This window comes from Pyrinomonadaceae bacterium, from assembly GCA_036277115.1.
In the GTDB taxonomy this organism is placed as follows: domain Bacteria; phylum Acidobacteriota; class Blastocatellia; order Pyrinomonadales; family Pyrinomonadaceae; genus UBA11740.
Genome location: DASUNM010000023.1, coordinates 1,093,434 through 1,110,681 on the forward strand (window position 1 = coordinate 1,093,434; position 17,248 = coordinate 1,110,681).

Below are 17,248 nucleotides of genomic sequence, written 5' to 3' on the forward strand. Positions count from 1 at the left end.
AGCACGCCCTCCCCAACGGTCCGGTTACTGCCCCGCGAGTCTCCAATTTGACTGGGCTTTTTGACCGATGACCGGGTGACCGAAACCGGAAATACCACAATTCCTGAAGAAAAACGCAGCTTCGTTCATGGAATGGGCATTGCGATGCGCGAGGTGCGGAGCGTCCTGCTTCTGCTCCCCCTTGAGATGTCACGCACCCGGCTTAATCAAATCTACACTTGGCTCGTCGTTCTGGCGGGCATCGGGGCGTTGGTGTTCTCGCTGGCTGAGTTCCCCGTCAGGCAGCTCGACGTGCGGTTCCTCGTGATGGCCTTGGCGACGGTGCTCGTGGGGCCGCGACTTAGTATTCAGATTCCGCGTGTCCGGGCCCACATCTCAGTATCTGACACCTTCATCTTTCTTACCCTGCTGCTGTTTGGCGGTGAAGCAGCGATCATTTTGGCGACCGTGGAAGCGCTCTGCTCGTCGGTACGCATCAGCAAGCAGGTAAGCAATCATTTCTTCAACTCCGGCGCGACGGCCGTTTCAACTTTTCTTACGGTCTGGTCGCTGCGTCTAATCTTCGGCGAGACGGTCACGTGGCAGGATTCGTACTCCACCAATCACCTCGCCGCGATTTCGGCGATGGCGATTATTCAGTACGCGAGTAACTCGCTGCTCGTCGCGACCAGCTCCGCCTTGAAAGCCAACACTTCGGTTTGGCTAACCTGGCGAAAGAGCTTCCTCTGGACTTCCATTACCTATTTCGCCGGCGCATCAGCCGCGGCGCTCATTGCTCGCTTCATCGGCACCGTCGGCTTCTTCGCATTCGTGTCAACGATTCCGATCATCGCAATTGTTTACTTCACTTATCTGACGTATTTGAAGAACGTCTCAAGCGCGGCCGCGCAGGCGGAACAGGCGCGCCAGCACGTCGAAGAATTGAATAGCCACATCGCGGAACAGGAACGAATCAGTAAAGCGCTGCGCGAAACCGAAGAGCATTTTCGCAACGCGTTTGATTACGCCGCGATCGGAATGGCGCTCGTCTCGCCGCAGGGCTCGTGGCTGCGCGTGAATCGCTCGCTGTGCGATCTGATTGGCTTCACGGAAGCCGAACTGCTCGCGTCGAACTTTCAAGCCGTGACGCATGGCGATGACCTGCAGCACGATTTGGCAAACCTTTACCGGCTGATGCAGGGCGAGACGCTCACTTGTCAGGTCGAGAAGCGCTACGTTCACAAGTCGGGCCAGATGGTTTGGGCGCTCAACAACGTCTCGCTGGTGCGCGACAGTGACGGCGCTCCGGTGCACTTCATTTTTCAGATTCAGGACATCACTGAGCGCAAACGCGTCGAAGCAGCTTTGCAGAACCTCTCGCTGATTGACGAGTTGACCGGTCTATATAATCGCCGCGGATTCATGGCGGTGACTGAACAGCACCTCGCCGCGATTCGGAGGAACAAGCAGCTGCCGGTGATCTTGTATGCCGATTTGGATGGCTTGAAGACCATCAACGATTCGCTGGGTCACCACGAAGGCGATCGCGCGCTCAAGCGGACTGCGGATATTCTCAAAGATACTTTCCGCACGTCGGACATCGTGGCGCGCCTGGGTGGCGACGAGTTCGTGGTGCTGGCCGCCATCGGGCAGGAAGAGGTTGCCGATTCATTGACTGAGCGGCTCCAGGAAAGATTTGACGTCAGCAACGCCCAAGCCAACCGGCCGTATCAGCTTTCGATCAGCGTCGGCGTCGTCCACTTCGATTCCACCGACACATCGATTGAAGAGGTCACCGCGCGCGCCGATCGCAGCATGTACGAGAACAAGCGGCGCAAACAATCGTTTCGGATTACGAACCTCGAGGTCGTGCGGCCGCGAATCGAAGTCGCCGCTTAGGTACGCGCGCGTCCCGCGCGCTCGTAGCACGCCAGAAGCGTGCGTACCAGGGTTGTCGCGCCGTTAGGCGCGAAATGTTTATAGATTTCCGTCCCGTTGGTTTAAGGCGCAGAAAGAACGAAGCCGCTTCGTTTCTTTCTGCGCTGATTTCTTTCCTGGTTCGCGACTATAAACATCTGGCTCCTTCGGAGCCCTGCGTTTACAATGCGACGCCTTGTCTCGATCAGGCAGTTCTAAAACTGGTAGTGACGCGCCCAAGCGTTGGCGCACCCTGGCGCTGCTCGCGATTGCTGAATTGCTCGGCATGTCTCTGTGGTTCAGCGGCTCGGCGGTGGTGCCGGCGTTGGCGCGTGAATGGAACCTGACCGAAAGCGCCGCCAGTTGGCTAACCCTCTCAGTGCAACTCGGATTCGTGGCCGGCACGCTTCTCAGTGCGCTGTTCAATCTTCCCGACATCATCAGCTCAAGACACCTGTTCGCGTTGACCGCAATCGCGGGGGCTTTGGTGAACGCGGCTTTCGGATTGTTCGCTGACGATGTAGACATAGCGATCACTCTGCGGTTCTTGACCGGAATGTTTCTGGCCGGAGTTTATCCGCCCGCCATGAAGATCCTCGCGACGTGGTTTCGCTATGGTCGCGGTCTCGCACTCGGTGTTCTGGTCGGTTCGCTGACACTAGGGAAGGCGGCGCCGTACTTGATCAATGGAATTGGCAGCGAGAGCTGGCGCACGAATGTCGCGCTGGTTTCTTTGCTGGCCGCGGCCGGTGCGCTGATTGTTCTGTTCTTCATCAGCGATGGTCCCCTCGCGCTCCCGGCCGCGCGGTTCGACTGGCGACAAGTCGGAAAAATCTTTCGCAATCGTGGGGTGCGGCTCGCGAGCCTCGGTTACTTCGGCCACATGTGGGAGCTGTACGCGATGTGGACGTGGATTCCGTTCATGATTCGCGCGAGTCTTTCTTTGCGGCAAAGCGAGCCGGCCCTGGCTGAGGTCGCTTCGTTCCTGGTGATCGGTTGCGGCGCACTGGGTTGCGTCGTGGCTGGTTTGCTCGCCGATCGCATCGGTCGCACAGTCGTAACGTCGGGCGCGATGGCGATCAGCGCGAGTTGTTGCTTGCTGATCGGCTTTGCGTTCGGTGCTCATCCGCTGCTGCTTTTAACGATTGCCGCGATCTGGGGCGCCAGTGTGGTCGCCGATTCCGCGCAGTTCTCGGCCTGCGTCACTGAACTCGGCGATCCGCAATACATTGGCACCGCGCTGACAATGCAAACATCGCTCGGATTTTTACTGACGACTGTCTCGATCGAATTACTTCCGCGCGTTGAAAAAATCGTCGGCTGGCGTTACGCGTTCATGATTCTCGCGCCGGGTCCTTTGTTGGGAGTATTGGCCATGCTGCGTCTGCGCGCGCTGCCGGAAGCGCAGAAGATCGCGCACGGCAGGCGTTGAGCTGAATACCACTCGCGTCGAAATGAGGTCAGTCCCACTTGCGTCAGCAAGTGGGTTAAGGACTCACCTGAGGCTTGACCCTTTATTCCATCCGCTGACGCAGATGGTACTGACTCCGATCCCGCTGACGGATGGTACTGACTGCGGGCGAGACGCCCGCGCTCCCAGCGATTTGCAGTCATCGCCGTATCGGCGTTTAATATGCGAAAGAATGATCGGCGCAAAACTTGGGAACTACAGGATCCTAGAGAAGATTGGCGCCGGTGGGCAGGGAACAGTTTACAAAGCGACCGATACGAAGCTTGGTCGCGCAGTTGTCATCAAAGTCCTTCCCCCGGAACTCACCGTTAAAGAAGCCAACCTGAAGCGTTTTGAACGCGAAGCGCGACTGGCCTCGGCGCTCGATCACCCGAACATCTGCACAATTTTCGACCTTAACGAAATCGGTGGCGTGCATTTCATCGCCATGCAGTTCGTCGAGGGCAAAAACGTCCGCGAGCTGGTGAATGGCCGTCCGCTTGATCTGCGCAGCGCGCTCTCAATCACAATCCAGGTCGCTGACGCGTTGGCCGCGGCGCACGGACGCGGCATCGTGCATCGCGACATCAAAGCCGGCAACGTCATGGTCACACCAACCGGTCAGGCGAAGATCCTGGACTTTGGTTTGGCGAAGCTTTTGGACAGTGAAGATCTCGGTGGCATACACCACACCGATTTAACCGAAGTTGGCATTCCGTACGGCACTGCGACGTACGCGGCGCCTGAACAAGCGCGCGGCGAACGGGTTGATGCGCGCGCGGACATTTTTTCCACCGGCGTTTTGCTGTACGAAATGCTCACCGGCATGTGGCCGTTTCAGGGTAAGACGAGCATCGATGTGCGCCACGCCGTGTTGCACGACGATCCGTTGCCGCTCGATCAGGCGCGACCGGATCCGACGCCGGCGCGGCTGCAAGCAATCCTCGATCGGACGATCGCAAAGAACCCGAAGGATCGTTATCAGAAAGCCGATGTGCTGCGCGACGAATTGCGCGAAGTGCTGCGTGACGTCGATAGCGGCACGGCGTTCAATGAACCGCTGGTGCCGATTGCTCCGAAATATTTATCGGGAACGAGTGCGGTTGGCCGCGCGATGCGCTGGTTACGCGGAGTAACGGGCGAGCGGACTTCACAGATGCGCGGATCCAGCTCCGCCGACCGGCCGGTACATGAAACGCCGGTGACGAGCGTGGGCGAAGGCGACCGCAAAAGCGTCGCGATCCTTCCTTTTAAGAATCTCAGCAGCGATCCGCAATCGAGCTTTTACGAATTTTCTCTCGCGGACGCGGTCATTACTGAGCTCGCGCGCGTGCGTTCGCTGGTCGTGCGGCCATCTTCGGAAATTGTGAAGTACCAGGGAAAGCAGGTCGATCCGCGCGAAGCCGGCCGTGAGATGAGTGTCTCAGCGGTGCTCTCCGCTGGTTTCCTGCGCGCCGGCGATCGCATTCGTGTCACCGCGCAGCTGGTGGACGTGAACTCAGGCGAGCTTCTGTGGAGTGACCGCATCGACGCCGACGCAACCGACATCATCAACGTGCAGGACACGATCACGCAGGAGATTTGCGACGGGTTGCGGCTGGAACTGTCGTCGGACGAGAAAGATCGGCTCGAACAGCAGAAGACTGCGAATGCCGAAGCCTACGAGGAATACCTGCGCGGCCGCGACTCGCTCGGCCGGTACATCTATCACACGATCGCGCGCAAAGACATCGACGAGGCGATCGAGCGTTTCGAACGCGCTGCGGAAATGGATCCTTCGTTTGCTTTGGCGCACAGCGCGCTGGGCGCCGCCTACGGCAGTCGCGTCATGAAAGGATTCGGCGAGGCCGACGATCATGCGCTGGCGCGCGAAGCCTTCGACAAGGCGCTCGCTCTCGACCCACATCTGCTGGAAGCCCGCTTGAACATGGTCTTCATCTACTTGTCTGGCGGTGAGAAAGCGAAGGCGCGCGCGGCCGTCGATGAGCTGCGACGGGAAGCACCAAATGATGCGAGCGTCCATTTTGTGCGCGCGGTGGTGGCGCGGCTCGACGGCGATTACGAGAAGGCGCTGCGCAGTTTGGATCGGATGCTGAAGCTGAACCCGAGCGAGCGCGTCGTGGTGAGCTACAATCGATCGCGCATCCTCACTTACCTCTCGCGCTTTGATGAGGCGTTTGCGGAATTAGGCGCCGGCGCCGCCGTCGAGCCGGATCATCCGCTGATCAAAACGTTTCGCGCGCGCGCATTGTACTACCACGGCGAGCCGACCAAGGCGGCCGAGATTCTCGAAGCAGTGCTTGAACAGCACCCGCAGCTCGACGGCATCCGCCCGATCTACGCGACGTTCCTGAGTGCGCTCGGGTTCAGCGAAGAAGCGCGCGCGCAATTAACCGACGAAGTCGTCAAGACAGCTAACACCGATCACGACATTGCGTACTGGCTCGCGTCGGCGTATGCGATGGAAGGCGAGCGCGATCCGGCTTTGCAGTGGTTGCGACGCGCGATTGAGCTCGGCAACGAAAATCGCCCCTGGTTCGAGCGTGACAAGAATTGGGAATCGCTGCGTGACGATCAGGAGTACCAGCGGATTCTGAATTCAATTAACGTCCCGATGTCGCGGGACGAAGCAAATCCCTAATTGGAGTAAGCTTACTGCACCCGGGCGGGCGAGGCGCCCGCGCTCCCAGCATTATGAAAACATTCGTCGTTGGTGACATTCACGGCCGTTGTGCGCAGCTGCGCGGGCTACTCGATCTTCTGCCGCGTGATGAAGCCACGGACACGTTGGTTTTTCTCGGCGACCTCATCGATCGCGGGCCCGATGTGCCGGGCTGCGTCGAGCACGTTTCCAAACTCTGTGGTGACAATCCGGAACGCGTCCGGTGTCTGCGCGGTAATCACGAACAGATGCTGCTGGACTTTATCGATCGCAAGCACACGATTTGGGTCGAGGCCTCGACCGGAGGAGAACAAACTTTCAAGCAGTACACGGGCAAGCCCTGGCGTCTGCGCACGGATGCGGATTTCTGGGCCGCGAGTGACGCGATCGCAGAAGCGATTCCGGCAGAGCAACTCGCATTCATGCGCGAGTTACCGCTTTATCACGAGGACGAATTCGCGCTTTACGTTCATGCGGGTCTGGAAGATGGGAAGCATCCGCGCGACAGCTCACCTCACGCTCTGCTCTGGACACGCAACACCGACTTTTACAAAAGCTATCGCGGCAAGCCGTGCGTGTTCGGTCACACGCCGACGCCCTTCCTGCCGCTGCGCGGACGACTCGGCCGCCACGGCATCTACGTCCACAACAGCGCGATTGGCATCGACACGGGTTACAACCTGCAATCGCCGCTGTCGTGCCTCTCGCTGCCCGACTTCACTTTGTATCAGACGTTTGCCGACGGCCGCACCGCTACGCATCACATCACCGTAATGATTCCAGAAAGTTTGAAAGAGATGCAGCGGAATGCGGCGGCTGGTAGTTAAAGAAGGGAACATCGGCGGTCCAGCGCGTATGCACAGCCAACGACCACGGGAGGTATTATCGGCGCCGTCAAGGATCCCTAGGGCGCTGTCGTCGCGGACGCCACGGTGACGGCAATCGCGTGCTCTTCAACAACATCACCGTTGACGGCAACGACCTGCCGCGACCTACGATGATGGTAACTATATTCTCGGAAGAAAATCCATAGAAGTGAATCAATATATAGCCAAAAAGGCGGTTTTTGGCACGTTTCTTAAACGGAACACCCTTTGCGACGGTGACCTCGACACACGAAGCCGCCGTTAAAGCTGCTAAATGTGGAACTACGAACGGGCTGTCTAACTTTGGAGAGTGGGGCAGCCCGCTTCGTTTCTAGGCGCAGGGGAGTCAGCGTTTCATCCAAGAATTTGGACTAAAAACCAATATAATCTCACCCCAACCACGCGCCCACATCACAACAAGCCCACATAAGGCTGAATAATCGACGCCGCACATACGAATTGCCGGCCGGAACATTGTTTGCCTAAAACCTTAACAAAGTATCCGTCACCGGCACTCTCCAAAAAGTAACACCGGTCGTCGGAAACGAGAGTTCCACATTCAGCTGCGGATGAACTGCGGCTTTGGTGTGTCTATGCGAAATCGGAGCGATATTCCGTCACGAAGCTTTAGAAGAATTAATAAGTTCTTCGACGCCGCTGAATTGTTCGTCGATAGGGTCGCCAAGCTGTTAAAGAGATGCAAACCGCTGGTTATCGAGGTCTTTCTCCTCGTTGAACTCATAGTCTTGCTTGTGTTGGTGATTTTAAAAACCTAGCGAAAGCCTATTCGTATCGCAGGCATTCAATCGGATCGAGGCGGGCGGCTTTGCGCGCGGGCCAGACGCCGAAGACGAGTCCCACGAAAATACTCACCGACAATCCCGAGACAACGGCCCAGGTAGGAACTGAAGCCGGCAGGCTCGGAATAAGCAGCATGATGAGATTGCTGATGCCCACCGCCGACAGCACACCAATCATGCCGCCGATAAACGTGAGCGTCATCGCTTCAAAAAGGAATTGATTGGTGATGTCGCGGCGTCGCGCGCCCAGCGCTTTCCGCACGCCAATCTCTTGAGTGCGCTCAGTCACGCTGACCAGCATGATGTTCATGACGCCGATGCCGCCGACCAGCAGCCCAAGGCTGGAGATCGCGATCGCGATCAACCCGACCATTGCCGTAATGCTGTCGAACTGCTTAACGAAGTTGTCGGCCGTTTTGATGTCGAAGTTGTTTGGATCGCCAAAGTTGACGTTGCGCCGGCGACGGAGGATATCTTCCGACTGCGTCAGTGCTTCATTGAGCTGGCCGGCTCGCGCTTTAATTACAAACAGCAGCCAACCGCGTGCGGGCGCAACCTTTTGCGCGGTGCGCAGCGGAAGATACACGGCATTATCTTCCTCGTTCTCTCCGAAGAAGCCCGCTTTGCGCTTTTCCAGAACGCCGACGATCTCAAAGTTCAAACCACCCATCCGAACTTCCTTGCCGGCGATGTTGCTCTGCTCACCTGGAAACAGTGCATCGGCCGCGTTGACGCCAATCACCAGGACATTCCGGCGCTGATCATCGTCAGCATCGGTTATGAAGCGCCCTTCGCGAATCGTCACATTTGTCAGATCCGCATAATTGGCGGTCACGCCCGTCGTGTTTCCCCAGCGATAATTGTTTCCCCGATAGGTGATGTTGTCGTCGAACGGTCCGCCGCTGTAACCAACGTTCGGCGCCTCAACGGCAATATCTTCCACGGCGCCCGCCTGGGCCTTGATTGCTTCGGCATCGTCCACCGTCAGAGGTTTACGCAGGCGCTCGGCGCGATCTGTGTTTGTGCGCGGGCCGGTGGTGAGGTGAAAAGCATAGATATTGTTCGTGCCGTAATCTTCAATCATGGCGACCAGGCTCTGCCGCATGCCGGTCAGGATGGAAGCCACCACGATGGCAGTGAACACGCCAATAACGATGCCGAGCACGGTCAGAAAGCTGCGAAACTTATTCGAGCGGACGCTGTCCAGCGCCATGCGCAGAACTTCTGTCGGAAAGATTTTAGGAATCTTAAGTTTCACGTACTTCCTAAGTCGCTATTTTAGTGCTTCGTACTTTGTGCTTGGTACTTTGAAAAGACATCAAAGCACGAAGTACAAAGCACCGCCCTACGTAGTTTTTGTCAAAGCAATAATCGGGTTCAGCCGGGCGGCCTTGAAGGCCGGATAAATGCCGGCAATCATGCCCACGCCGGTTGATACAACGACCGCTAAGAGAATGTAGCCAATGGTAATCGTCATCGTGATCCCGGCGACTGCCGTTATCAGGGTGACAATCCCGTAGGCCGCGAGCAGCCCAATCAGACCGCCCATCCCGCAGAGCATGGCGGATTCGATTTGAAACTGCACCAGGATTTGTTTGCGCGTCGCGCCCACCGCTTTGCGCAAACCGATCTCAAACGTTCGTTCCGTCACACTAACCAGCATGATGTTCATCACGACGATACCGCCCACGATCAGAGTGATGGCCGTGATCGGAATCACCACCGCGGCGATGCTGGCGGTGAATTGATCGATTTGATTGGTGAGCCCTTCGACGTCCACTACGCCAAAGTCATCTTCCTCGTTCCCCTTCAACCGGTGCTTGTTGCGCAGCTCCATGCGCGCGTTTTCGATGGCCGCCTGGAAGGTTTCTCGCGAACTCGAGCCGCCGTGAATTTGCAGGTTGTTTCGCCCAAACATCTGCATGTGGGTGGTGGCGGGAATATAGATGTGGCGGTCCATCGAATCGCCAAAGAACGAGCCGCGTGTTTCTTCGACGCCGACCACGCGCATCGGCAATCCACGGACCTTCAGCGTTTTGCCAATCGGGTCCGTGTTCCCAAAATACTTTTCTCTAATTTCCTGGCCGAGCACGCATACCAGCGCCGAACGCGTCACGTCGTCGGGCGAAATGAAACGGCCTTCGTTAATCGTCTTCTGTTCGATCGTCTCCATATTCGCGGTGACGCCGAAAATAATTGCGCCGGGGAACTCGACTCCGTCCTGACTGAGATCGGCCTGCGCGCCCATCGCGACGCCGACCTCCGAGCACGCCTGGCAGCGGTCGCGCACCCATTCGTAGTCGTCCCAGTTCAGCCGTTTATTGCGGCGATTCCGGCGCTCGTACTCTTCATCGCTCATCCGCCCGTGCGAGGCCATGCGCGCAATCATGAAGTGGTTCGCGCCCAGAAGCTTCGAGACGCGCTCAGTCACATAGGTGTTCAGGCCGCTAATCGACGCGCCGACGACCACCACCGCGGCGACGCCGATGATGATGCCGATAAGGGTCAAAAACGCGCGGAGTTTGTGCGCCAGGATGGACTGAAGCGCGATTTTGGCGGAATCGGAATAGACGGAATACAGGTATCGCATCGGTAAATACGGTCTGATTTCAGTACGAGGACTGCCCGCGAAAAGTTTAGACCTTAGACACGGAGCTGGGGTTCCATCTTAAAGACGCGGGATTGGAGAGGTTATTAACGTTAATTTTGGAGTGCGGCGGCGGGCTCTTTCAGCCCTTCAGGCTGACCCATAACCCCCAAAGGATAGTGAGAAGCCCGGCGCACTCCAAATTATTGTATAAAGCCCTTTTTCAAAAGCCACTCACGGACAACAACCTTCTTGTCTCGCCGCGCGCCGTCCACCTCGTAGTTCAGCTTCCGCATTTCGTCGGTGGAAATCGCACCGCCGAGTATTTGCAGGGCGTCGGCCAACGCCGAAACCCGCGCCAGGGCATCTCTGCGGGTCATGAACACCGCTTCGTACGGCGGGAAATAGCGCCGATCATCTTCGAGTTGCACCAGATCGAGAGAAGCAATCCGCCCATCGGTTGAATTTCCCGCGATCATATCGACCTGGCGCGAAGACAACGCGGTATAAGTTAAGTCCAGCGCCATCTCGCGGATTGCACGGAATTTCAAACCGTACGTGCGTGAGAAGCCGGGGTAACCATCCTGTCTACTGATGAAGTCATGCCCAAAGCCGGCTTGCCATTGTGGCGAGTGTCTCGCCGCTTCCGAGACGGTTTTCAGATTTAATTTACGCGCGTCTTCACCCCGCACCAGGATCGCGAAGGTGTTGTCGAAGCCGAGCGGCGGACTTACTTCGACGTTGAATTGTTCGCCGTACTCGCGTCTGACCTGATCGTAGACAGCTTTAGGATCGGTGACGGGCGGGTGTTGGAGAATCGCCGTGAAGGCTGTGCCGGTGTATTCAGGATAGAGATCGATTTGCCCGGCAGTCAGTGCCGTGTGCACCAGGTTTCCTCCCAAGTCAAAACGCCGGTCCACCGTGACATTCTTGGCTTCGAGCATCTGCGCGACAATCTCAGCAAGCAGGACGGATTCCGTGAAATCCTTCGAGCCAACGACTACTCGAGCCCGACCGTCAGAGGCTGTGCCGCGGAAACTCTTTAGCGCCGCATAACCCATCGCGAGCACGCCTGCCGCCAGAACAGTCACAGCCACTACGCGCAGTGGTTTCGGAAATCGCCGCTGACGCGACACGTTTGGGTCAAATCGTCTTTCGATCAACGTAAAGCCGAAATCCGCCGCCAGAGCCATCAACGCCGATGGTACCGCTCCGGCAAGCAGAAGACGATCATCGTTCACCCTTAAACCTCGAAAGATGTATTCCCCCAACCCGCCGGCGCCAACTGCGGCCGCGATGATCGCCACGCCAATTGTGATCACTACCGCGACGCGCACGCCGGTGAGGATGACACTCAACGCGAGCGGCAACTCGACCTGAAACAGCACCTGCCGATCAGTCATTCCCATCGCGACGGCGGCTTCGCGGACATTCGCGTCGACACCAACGATTCCCGTCACTGTGTTACGAATGATTGGCAGCAGCGCGTAAAAGACGAGCGCTACGATCGCCGTGCGTGGACCGATGCCGCCGATGAAGGGAAGTGGAATCAGAAACCCGAACAACGCGAGACTCGGAATCGTCTGCATGACGTTCGCGATGCCCAGCACGGGCGCGCGCAGACGTTTGCGCCGCGTGATCAGGATGCCGAGCGGCAATCCGATCGCGACCGCAATCGCGATCGCGATGAAAACCAGCCAGACATGCTGCGCGATGTGCGCCAGAATGTCAGACCAGTTGGATCGAAGGAATTCGGTCATGGAACATTCAAGGCAAAAGTGTTTTAAGTCCCGTTAGGGACTAAATGTTTATAGAGAACCTACGGAACAACTTTGAGTTCTGAATCTCCGCGAGGAGCGATTATCGCCCCTCGCGGAGAGTAGGTTTCTTGGTGACGCCTACTTCTATAAACATTTCGCTTCTACGGAGCGGTGGCCAAATCCGCTTTCAGCGTTTCCAAATATGCTTGCGCCAATTCGTTCTCGGACTTGACGAATCCTTCCGGCGTTTCGATCAGCACAATCTTGCCCGCCGACATCAACGCGATGCGCGACCCGAGCAGCAAGGCTTCGCGCACATCGTGCGTCACAAAAACCACGGTCTTACCCAAACTGGATTTCAGTTGCGCAAATTCTTTCTGTAAAGATGCGCGCGTCAATGGATCAAGCGCACCGAAGGGCTCGTCCATTAAAAGCAGCGGCGGATCGGCAGCTAAAGCGCGCGCGACTCCGACCCGCTGGCGTTGACCGCCCGACAACTCGCGGGGATAGCGATCTCCAAAGCGAGCAGGCTCGAGTCCAACCAGGGTCAACAACTCTTCAACGCGATCGCGGGTCCGGTCTTTCTCCCAATTCTCCAGCGAGGGCACCAGCGCCACGTTCTCGGCGACCGTGAAATGCGGAAACAACCCGGCTTCCTGAATCACATAACCCGTCCGTCGTCGCAAACGAATTACGTCCCATTCGATTGTCGGTTTTCCGTCGACGACAACCTCACCCGAGGTCGGCGTCAGCAAGCGATTTACCAGGCGCAGCGTGGTCGTCTTGCCGCAGCCTGATTCGCCGAGCAACACAAGTGTTTCGCCTGACTGAACACTGAAACTCAATCGATCGATGATCGGCCCCGACGTGTTAGGTTGGACCGCGAATGTAACTTCGCGAAATTCAACGAGGGGTGTTACTGCGTTAACGTTCAAAGCGTCGCGAGAATATCAGAAACATTCACCAGCGACACTAATTTGGAGTGCGCCGACTTGGCGGCGCTTTCTTTCTCGATGGTCAAAGCGGTGTCAAAGCCGCCGCACTCCAAATTTTTACCGCCGGATGGTAAAGTTTCGCCCAACCCATGAGCCAAATCGATCGAATTCACGCACGCGAAATTCTGGATTCACGCGGCAATCCAACTCTTGAAGCTGACGTCATTCTCGTAAGCGGTGCGCGCGGGAACGCGGCTGTTCCCTCCGGGGCTTCCACCGGAGAACACGAAGCGGTTGAGCTGCGCGACGGAGATCCCAAACGCTACCTGGGCAAAGGCGTCTTAAACGCGGTCCGGCATGTCAACGAAATCATCGCGACCGAGCTAAAAGGAATGGACGTGCTCGATCAACGCGCGGTCGATCGCAAACTGATTGAGATCGACGGGACGCCGAACAAATCGAAGCTGGGAGCGAACGCTCTACTGGGGGTGTCGATGGCGTCGGCGCGCGCGGCTGCGAATTTTCGGAAGCTGCCGCTGTATCGACACATCGGTGGTGACGCGGCGAACACTTTGCCGGTGCCGATGATGAACATCATTAACGGCGGCGCGCATGCCGACAACAACGTCGATTTTCAGGAGTTCATGATCGTTCCTGTCGGCGTTGACCGGTTCACAGAAGCGCTGCGCACGGGCGCGGAAATTTTTCACACGCTCAAATCAGTTTTGAAGAAGAAAGGCTATGCGACGAGCGTCGGGGACGAAGGCGGCTTTGCCCCAAACCTGAAATCGAACGAAGAAGCCATCGAAACGATCATCGAAGCGATAGCTCAAGCCGGTTACGAAGCGGGCCGCGATGTTTTGCTCGCGCTCGATCCGGCGTCGAGTGAGTTCTATGACGGTTCGGCCTACGTATTCAAGAAATCCGACGGGCGGAAACTTTCGAATGAACAGATGGTTGCTTTTTGGTCAGACTGGGTCAGCAAGTATCCGATCATCTCGATCGAAGACGGCATGGCCGAAAATGATTGGGACGGATGGAAAGCTCTGACCGAAGCAATTGGCAATCGGGTGCAACTCGTCGGCGACGATCTCTTCGTCACCAATACCAGGTTCCTGCAAAAGGGAATCGATCTCGGGGTGGCGAACTCGATTCTGATTAAGGTTAATCAGATTGGTACCTTGACCGAAACGTTGGAATGCATTGAGCTCGCCAAGTCGAACGGCCGGACCGCGGTCATCTCGCATCGTTCGGGCGAAACTGAGGATTCGTTCATTGCGGATCTCGCGGTGGCAACAAACGCGGGCCAGATCAAAACTGGTTCGCTTTCCCGCAGTGACCGCATCGCGAAATATAATCAGTTGCTGCGGATCGAAGAGGAACTCGGCCGCGCGGCGCGTTATCCGGGTAATACGGTGTTTAGTCAGAACCGCCTGCGGTAGCGGGCGGTTGAACTCGCGGAAATTGCAACCAACGATCAACCCCCCGCTACCGCAGGTGGTTCGGACTTCATATGAATCTTTCAGACATCAGACGTCTTTTCGATTACACCGAGTGGGCGAACGACCTCGCGCTTGAAGCTGCGAAGCGGCTGCCGGACGACAGTCTCCGTCGCGATGTTGGCTGCAGCCACGTATCGATCTTCGGCACCCTCACGCACACGGCGGGCGCGGAATGGATTTGGCTCGAGCGTTGGCACGGACGCTCGCCGACGAAAGCCGAAGCCTGGCCGAAGTGGACACCGGAAGCGTGTGTGGACATTGCGACCCTGAAAGATCGCTGGTCCGACATTATCGATCGACGCGCGCAACTCCTGATGAACATCGATGAGGATCGTCTCGCCGCCGAGCTGTCTTTTAAGCTTCTGAGCGGCGATCCGAGTTCCTTGCCGCTCATCGATCAGATGCAGCACGTGGTCAATCACTCTACGATGCACCGCGGGCAGGTTGTCGGCATGATTCGACAGTTAGGAATTGAGCCACCTGCTACAGATCTACTCTTCTTTCTGCGTCGAGAGATTTCGCCGAAATAGCTTCGGTGCGCGCGCCTCTGGCGCGCTGTGTTGAGGCACGCCGGAGGCGTGCGTACCGTTATGACCGATACCTGGCAGCGAGACGACTACACCATCAGCACCGATCGTTCGCGTCTGAACATCGAGCTGATTCACAACTTCATTAGCAAAGATTCCTACTGGGGCAAAGGCCGCGCGCGCGAAGTTGTCGAGCGTTCAATCGAGAACTCATTTCCGTTTGGAATCTACAAAGGCGATGAGCAGGTCGGGTTCGCCCGCATCGTGACGGACTATGCGACGTTTGCGTGGGTCGCCGACGTGTTCGTTCTGCCTGCACATCGCGGCCGCGGACTTTCCAAGTGGTTGATGGAAATCATTCTCGCGCATCCGCAGTTGCAGGGCTTTCGCCGCTGGGTCCTCTCGACAAAAGATGCGCACGGCGTTTACGAACGGTTTGGTTTCATCAAGCTTCACCGGCCCGAGCGTTGGATGGAACGGCCCGATCCGGACATGAAGGAGAGTCCGGATTATTGGCAGTGAGTGTGGGTAGGCACGCCGCCGGCGTGCCCTGCGTGGCAGACTAGATTGCACGCCGGAGGCGTGCGTACCGAATGAGAACTCCACTTGCACTCATTATTCTCGACGGCTTTGGCTATCGCGCGGAACGCGACGGCAACGCGATCGCCCAGGCGGAGATGCCTTTCTACAACGAGCTGCTCGAAAAATATCCAAACACTTTGCTGCAAGCGTCAGGTGAATGCGTTGGCTTACCCAGCGGCGTAATGGGTAACTCGAACGTGGGTCATTTGTGCATGGGCGCCGGCCGGGTCGTGCGCACAGATCTTGAATACATCAATCATGAAATTCGCACCGGCGCTTTTGCTCAGAATCTGGTGTTGAATGCAGCGATTGATAACGCCGTCAATCACGATCGCGCGCTGCATGTCATGGGTTTGACGTCAGACGGCATGGTGCATTCGTCACAGGAACACGCGTTCGCTCTGTTGCGGATGGCCAAAGATCGCGAAGTGCGTCGCGTGTATGTTCACTGTTTTCTGGATGGCCGCGACACGCCGCCGCAATCGGCGGACAAATACGTCGCGCAGATGCAGAGCGCGTGTCGCGACATCGGCGTGGGCGAGATCGCTTCAATGGTGGGACGTTACTACGCGATGGATCGAGACAAACGCTGGGAGCGAAACGAACGCGCTTATCGTCTGCTCGTGCATGGCGAAGGCGAGCCGGCTACCGATCCAATCGCGGCGATCAAGAAAAGCTATGAACGCGGCCTGCACGACGAATTTGTTGAGCCAATTGTACTCGTGGGTGCAGACGGGAAACCTGTCGCCACGATTCAGGATGGCGACTCAGTCATCTTCTTCAACTTTCGCGCGGATCGCGCGCGGCAGATCACCAGTACGTTGGCCGTTCCCGGCTTTGACGATTTCCCGACCCCGAACCGGCCGCACACGCACTTTGTTTGTTTTGCCATTTACGATAAGACGTATCCGCTGCCGGTAGCCTTTCCGCCGGAGGCGCCGCGAAACATTCTTGCTGACGTCTTTGCCGGAATCGGGGTGCGCAACTATCGGATGGCGGAAACTGAGAAGTACGCGCACGTCACTTACTTTTTCAATGGCGGGACAGAGCGCGAGTTTCCGCATGAGAAGCGCCTGCTGGTTCCTTCGCCGAAAGTCGCGACCTACGATCTGCTGCCTGAGATGTCGGCCTTCAAAGTTACCGACAAGTTCCTGCGCGCGCTCGAGGAACGCGACACGGACGTGTTCATCGTGAACTTCGCCAATCCCGATATGGTCGGCCACACCGGCAAGCTCGACAAAACAATCGAAGCTTGTCAGTACGTCGACACGTGTCTCGGCTGGATTTCGAAAGCCGTTGCGTCCGCGAAGGGCACCATGTTGATTACCGCTGATCACGGTAATGCCGAGCAGATGCTCGACCTATACACTGGTGAGCCGCACACCGCGCACACATCGAACCCGGTGCCGTTTGTTTTGATCGACAAGGATTCGATCGGTGTAAAGTTGCACAGTGAAGGGGCCTTGGAAGACGTCGCGCCGACGATGCTCGGGCTGTTGGGAATTGAGAAGCCTGCGGAGATGACGGGAAAAGATTTGCGGGAGAGATAGCTTTTCTCTCTTTTGCGTAGCCCAGGCGTTCACGCCTGGGAACGTTTACGTAGCCCAGGCGTTTACGCCTGGGAACGTTTACGATTCCAAACTATATTGAGCCCCTTTTAGGGGCTTATCAACGAGCGTAA

13 protein-coding genes are annotated in these 17,248 nt (G+C 57.2%); 8 read left to right on the forward strand and 5 right to left on the reverse strand.

Annotation, left to right across the window (positions count from 1 at the left end; genetic code table 11):
• The first annotated feature begins 75 nt into the window (after positions 1–75).
• The 4 genes from VFX97_11525 to VFX97_11540 all read left to right on the forward strand — a co-directional run bounded on the left by VFX97_11525 (position 76) and on the right by VFX97_11540 (position 6,835).
• Positions 76–1,878 (forward strand): diguanylate cyclase, encoded by a 1,803-nt coding sequence (locus tag VFX97_11525; protein HEX5703822.1) that lies wholly within the window; start codon positions 76–78, stop codon positions 1,876–1,878.
• A gap of 214 nt (positions 1,879–2,092) precedes the next feature.
• Positions 2,093–3,328: an MFS transporter gene (locus VFX97_11530; protein HEX5703823.1), complete on the forward strand. Its 1,236-nt coding sequence runs from the start codon at positions 2,093–2,095 to the stop codon at positions 3,326–3,328.
• A 211-nt stretch (positions 3,329–3,539) separates the two neighbouring features.
• Positions 3,540–5,987 (forward strand): protein kinase, encoded by a 2,448-nt coding sequence (locus VFX97_11535; protein ID HEX5703824.1) that lies wholly within the window; start codon positions 3,540–3,542, stop codon positions 5,985–5,987.
• 53 nt (positions 5,988–6,040) lie between these two features.
• Positions 6,041–6,835, forward strand: a complete 795-nt coding sequence (locus VFX97_11540) for a metallophosphoesterase family protein (protein HEX5703825.1) — start codon at positions 6,041–6,043, stop codon at positions 6,833–6,835.
• Positions 6,836–7,657: 822 nt separating this feature from the next.
• Here the strand turns inward: VFX97_11540 and VFX97_11545 are convergent.
• From VFX97_11545 to VFX97_11565, 5 genes are all read right to left on the reverse strand, one after another.
• The gene (locus VFX97_11545; protein ID HEX5703826.1) at positions 7,658–8,932 is read right to left on the reverse strand and encodes an ABC transporter permease; all 1,275 of its coding nucleotides are present in this window, start codon (positions 8,930–8,932) and stop codon (positions 7,658–7,660) included.
• A gap of 87 nt (positions 8,933–9,019) precedes the next feature.
• Positions 9,020–10,264 (reverse strand): ABC transporter permease, encoded by a 1,245-nt coding sequence (locus VFX97_11550; GenBank protein HEX5703827.1) that lies wholly within the window; start codon positions 10,262–10,264, stop codon positions 9,020–9,022.
• Between the two features lie 200 nt (positions 10,265–10,464).
• A complete protein-coding gene (locus tag VFX97_11555; GenBank protein HEX5703828.1) occupies positions 10,465–12,021 on the reverse strand; it encodes an ABC transporter permease/substrate-binding protein in 1,557 nt (518 codons plus the stop codon).
• A gap of 161 nt (positions 12,022–12,182) precedes the next feature.
• Positions 12,183–12,956, reverse strand: coding sequence for an ATP-binding cassette domain-containing protein (locus VFX97_11560; GenBank protein HEX5703829.1), 774 nt, complete (start codon positions 12,954–12,956; stop codon positions 12,183–12,185).
• Positions 12,953–13,102: a hypothetical protein gene (locus VFX97_11565; protein ID HEX5703830.1), complete on the reverse strand. Its 150-nt coding sequence runs from the start codon at positions 13,100–13,102 to the stop codon at positions 12,953–12,955. Before VFX97_11565 ends, VFX97_11560 begins: the two co-directional genes overlap by 4 nt.
• Positions 13,103–13,105: 3 nt before the next feature.
• Here VFX97_11565 and eno point away from each other — a divergent pair, with 3 nt between their 5' ends.
• The 4 genes from eno to gpmI all read left to right on the forward strand — a co-directional run bounded on the left by eno (position 13,106) and on the right by gpmI (position 17,117).
• Entirely contained in the window at positions 13,106–14,398 is a 1,293-nt protein-coding gene (gene eno, locus VFX97_11570; GenBank protein HEX5703831.1) for a phosphopyruvate hydratase, read from the forward strand.
• A 71-nt stretch (positions 14,399–14,469) separates the two neighbouring features.
• Entirely contained in the window at positions 14,470–14,988 is a 519-nt protein-coding gene (locus tag VFX97_11575) for a DinB family protein (protein ID HEX5703832.1), read from the forward strand.
• 60 nt (positions 14,989–15,048) lie between these two features.
• Positions 15,049–15,507, forward strand: a complete 459-nt coding sequence (locus VFX97_11580; protein HEX5703833.1) for a GNAT family N-acetyltransferase — start codon at positions 15,049–15,051, stop codon at positions 15,505–15,507.
• 71 nt (positions 15,508–15,578) lie between these two features.
• Positions 15,579–17,117, forward strand: coding sequence for a 2,3-bisphosphoglycerate-independent phosphoglycerate mutase (gene gpmI / locus VFX97_11585; protein HEX5703834.1), 1,539 nt, complete (start codon positions 15,579–15,581; stop codon positions 17,115–17,117).
• Positions 17,118–17,248 lie beyond the last annotated feature (131 nt).

What these genes read in the sequence shown, in the direction of transcription:
- VFX97_11550 (HEX5703827.1), bottom strand. Translation starts at nt 10,264, where the DNA reads ATGCGATACCTGTATTCCGTCTATTCCGATTCCGCCAAAATCGCGCTT.
- VFX97_11555 (HEX5703828.1), bottom strand. Translation starts at nt 12,021, where the DNA reads ATGACCGAATTCCTTCGATCCAACTGGTCTGACATTCTGGCGCACATC.
- VFX97_11575 (HEX5703832.1), top strand. Translation starts at nt 14,470, where the DNA reads ATGAATCTTTCAGACATCAGACGTCTTTTCGATTACACCGAGTGGGCG.
- gpmI (HEX5703834.1), top strand. Translation starts at nt 15,579, where the DNA reads ATGAGAACTCCACTTGCACTCATTATTCTCGACGGCTTTGGCTATCGC.
- VFX97_11580 (HEX5703833.1), top strand. Translation starts at nt 15,049, where the DNA reads ATGACCGATACCTGGCAGCGAGACGACTACACCATCAGCACCGATCGT.
- VFX97_11540 (HEX5703825.1), top strand. Translation starts at nt 6,041, where the DNA reads ATGAAAACATTCGTCGTTGGTGACATTCACGGCCGTTGTGCGCAGCTG.
- VFX97_11535 (HEX5703824.1), top strand. Translation starts at nt 3,540, where the DNA reads ATGATCGGCGCAAAACTTGGGAACTACAGGATCCTAGAGAAGATTGGC.
- eno (HEX5703831.1), top strand. Translation starts at nt 13,106, where the DNA reads ATGAGCCAAATCGATCGAATTCACGCACGCGAAATTCTGGATTCACGC.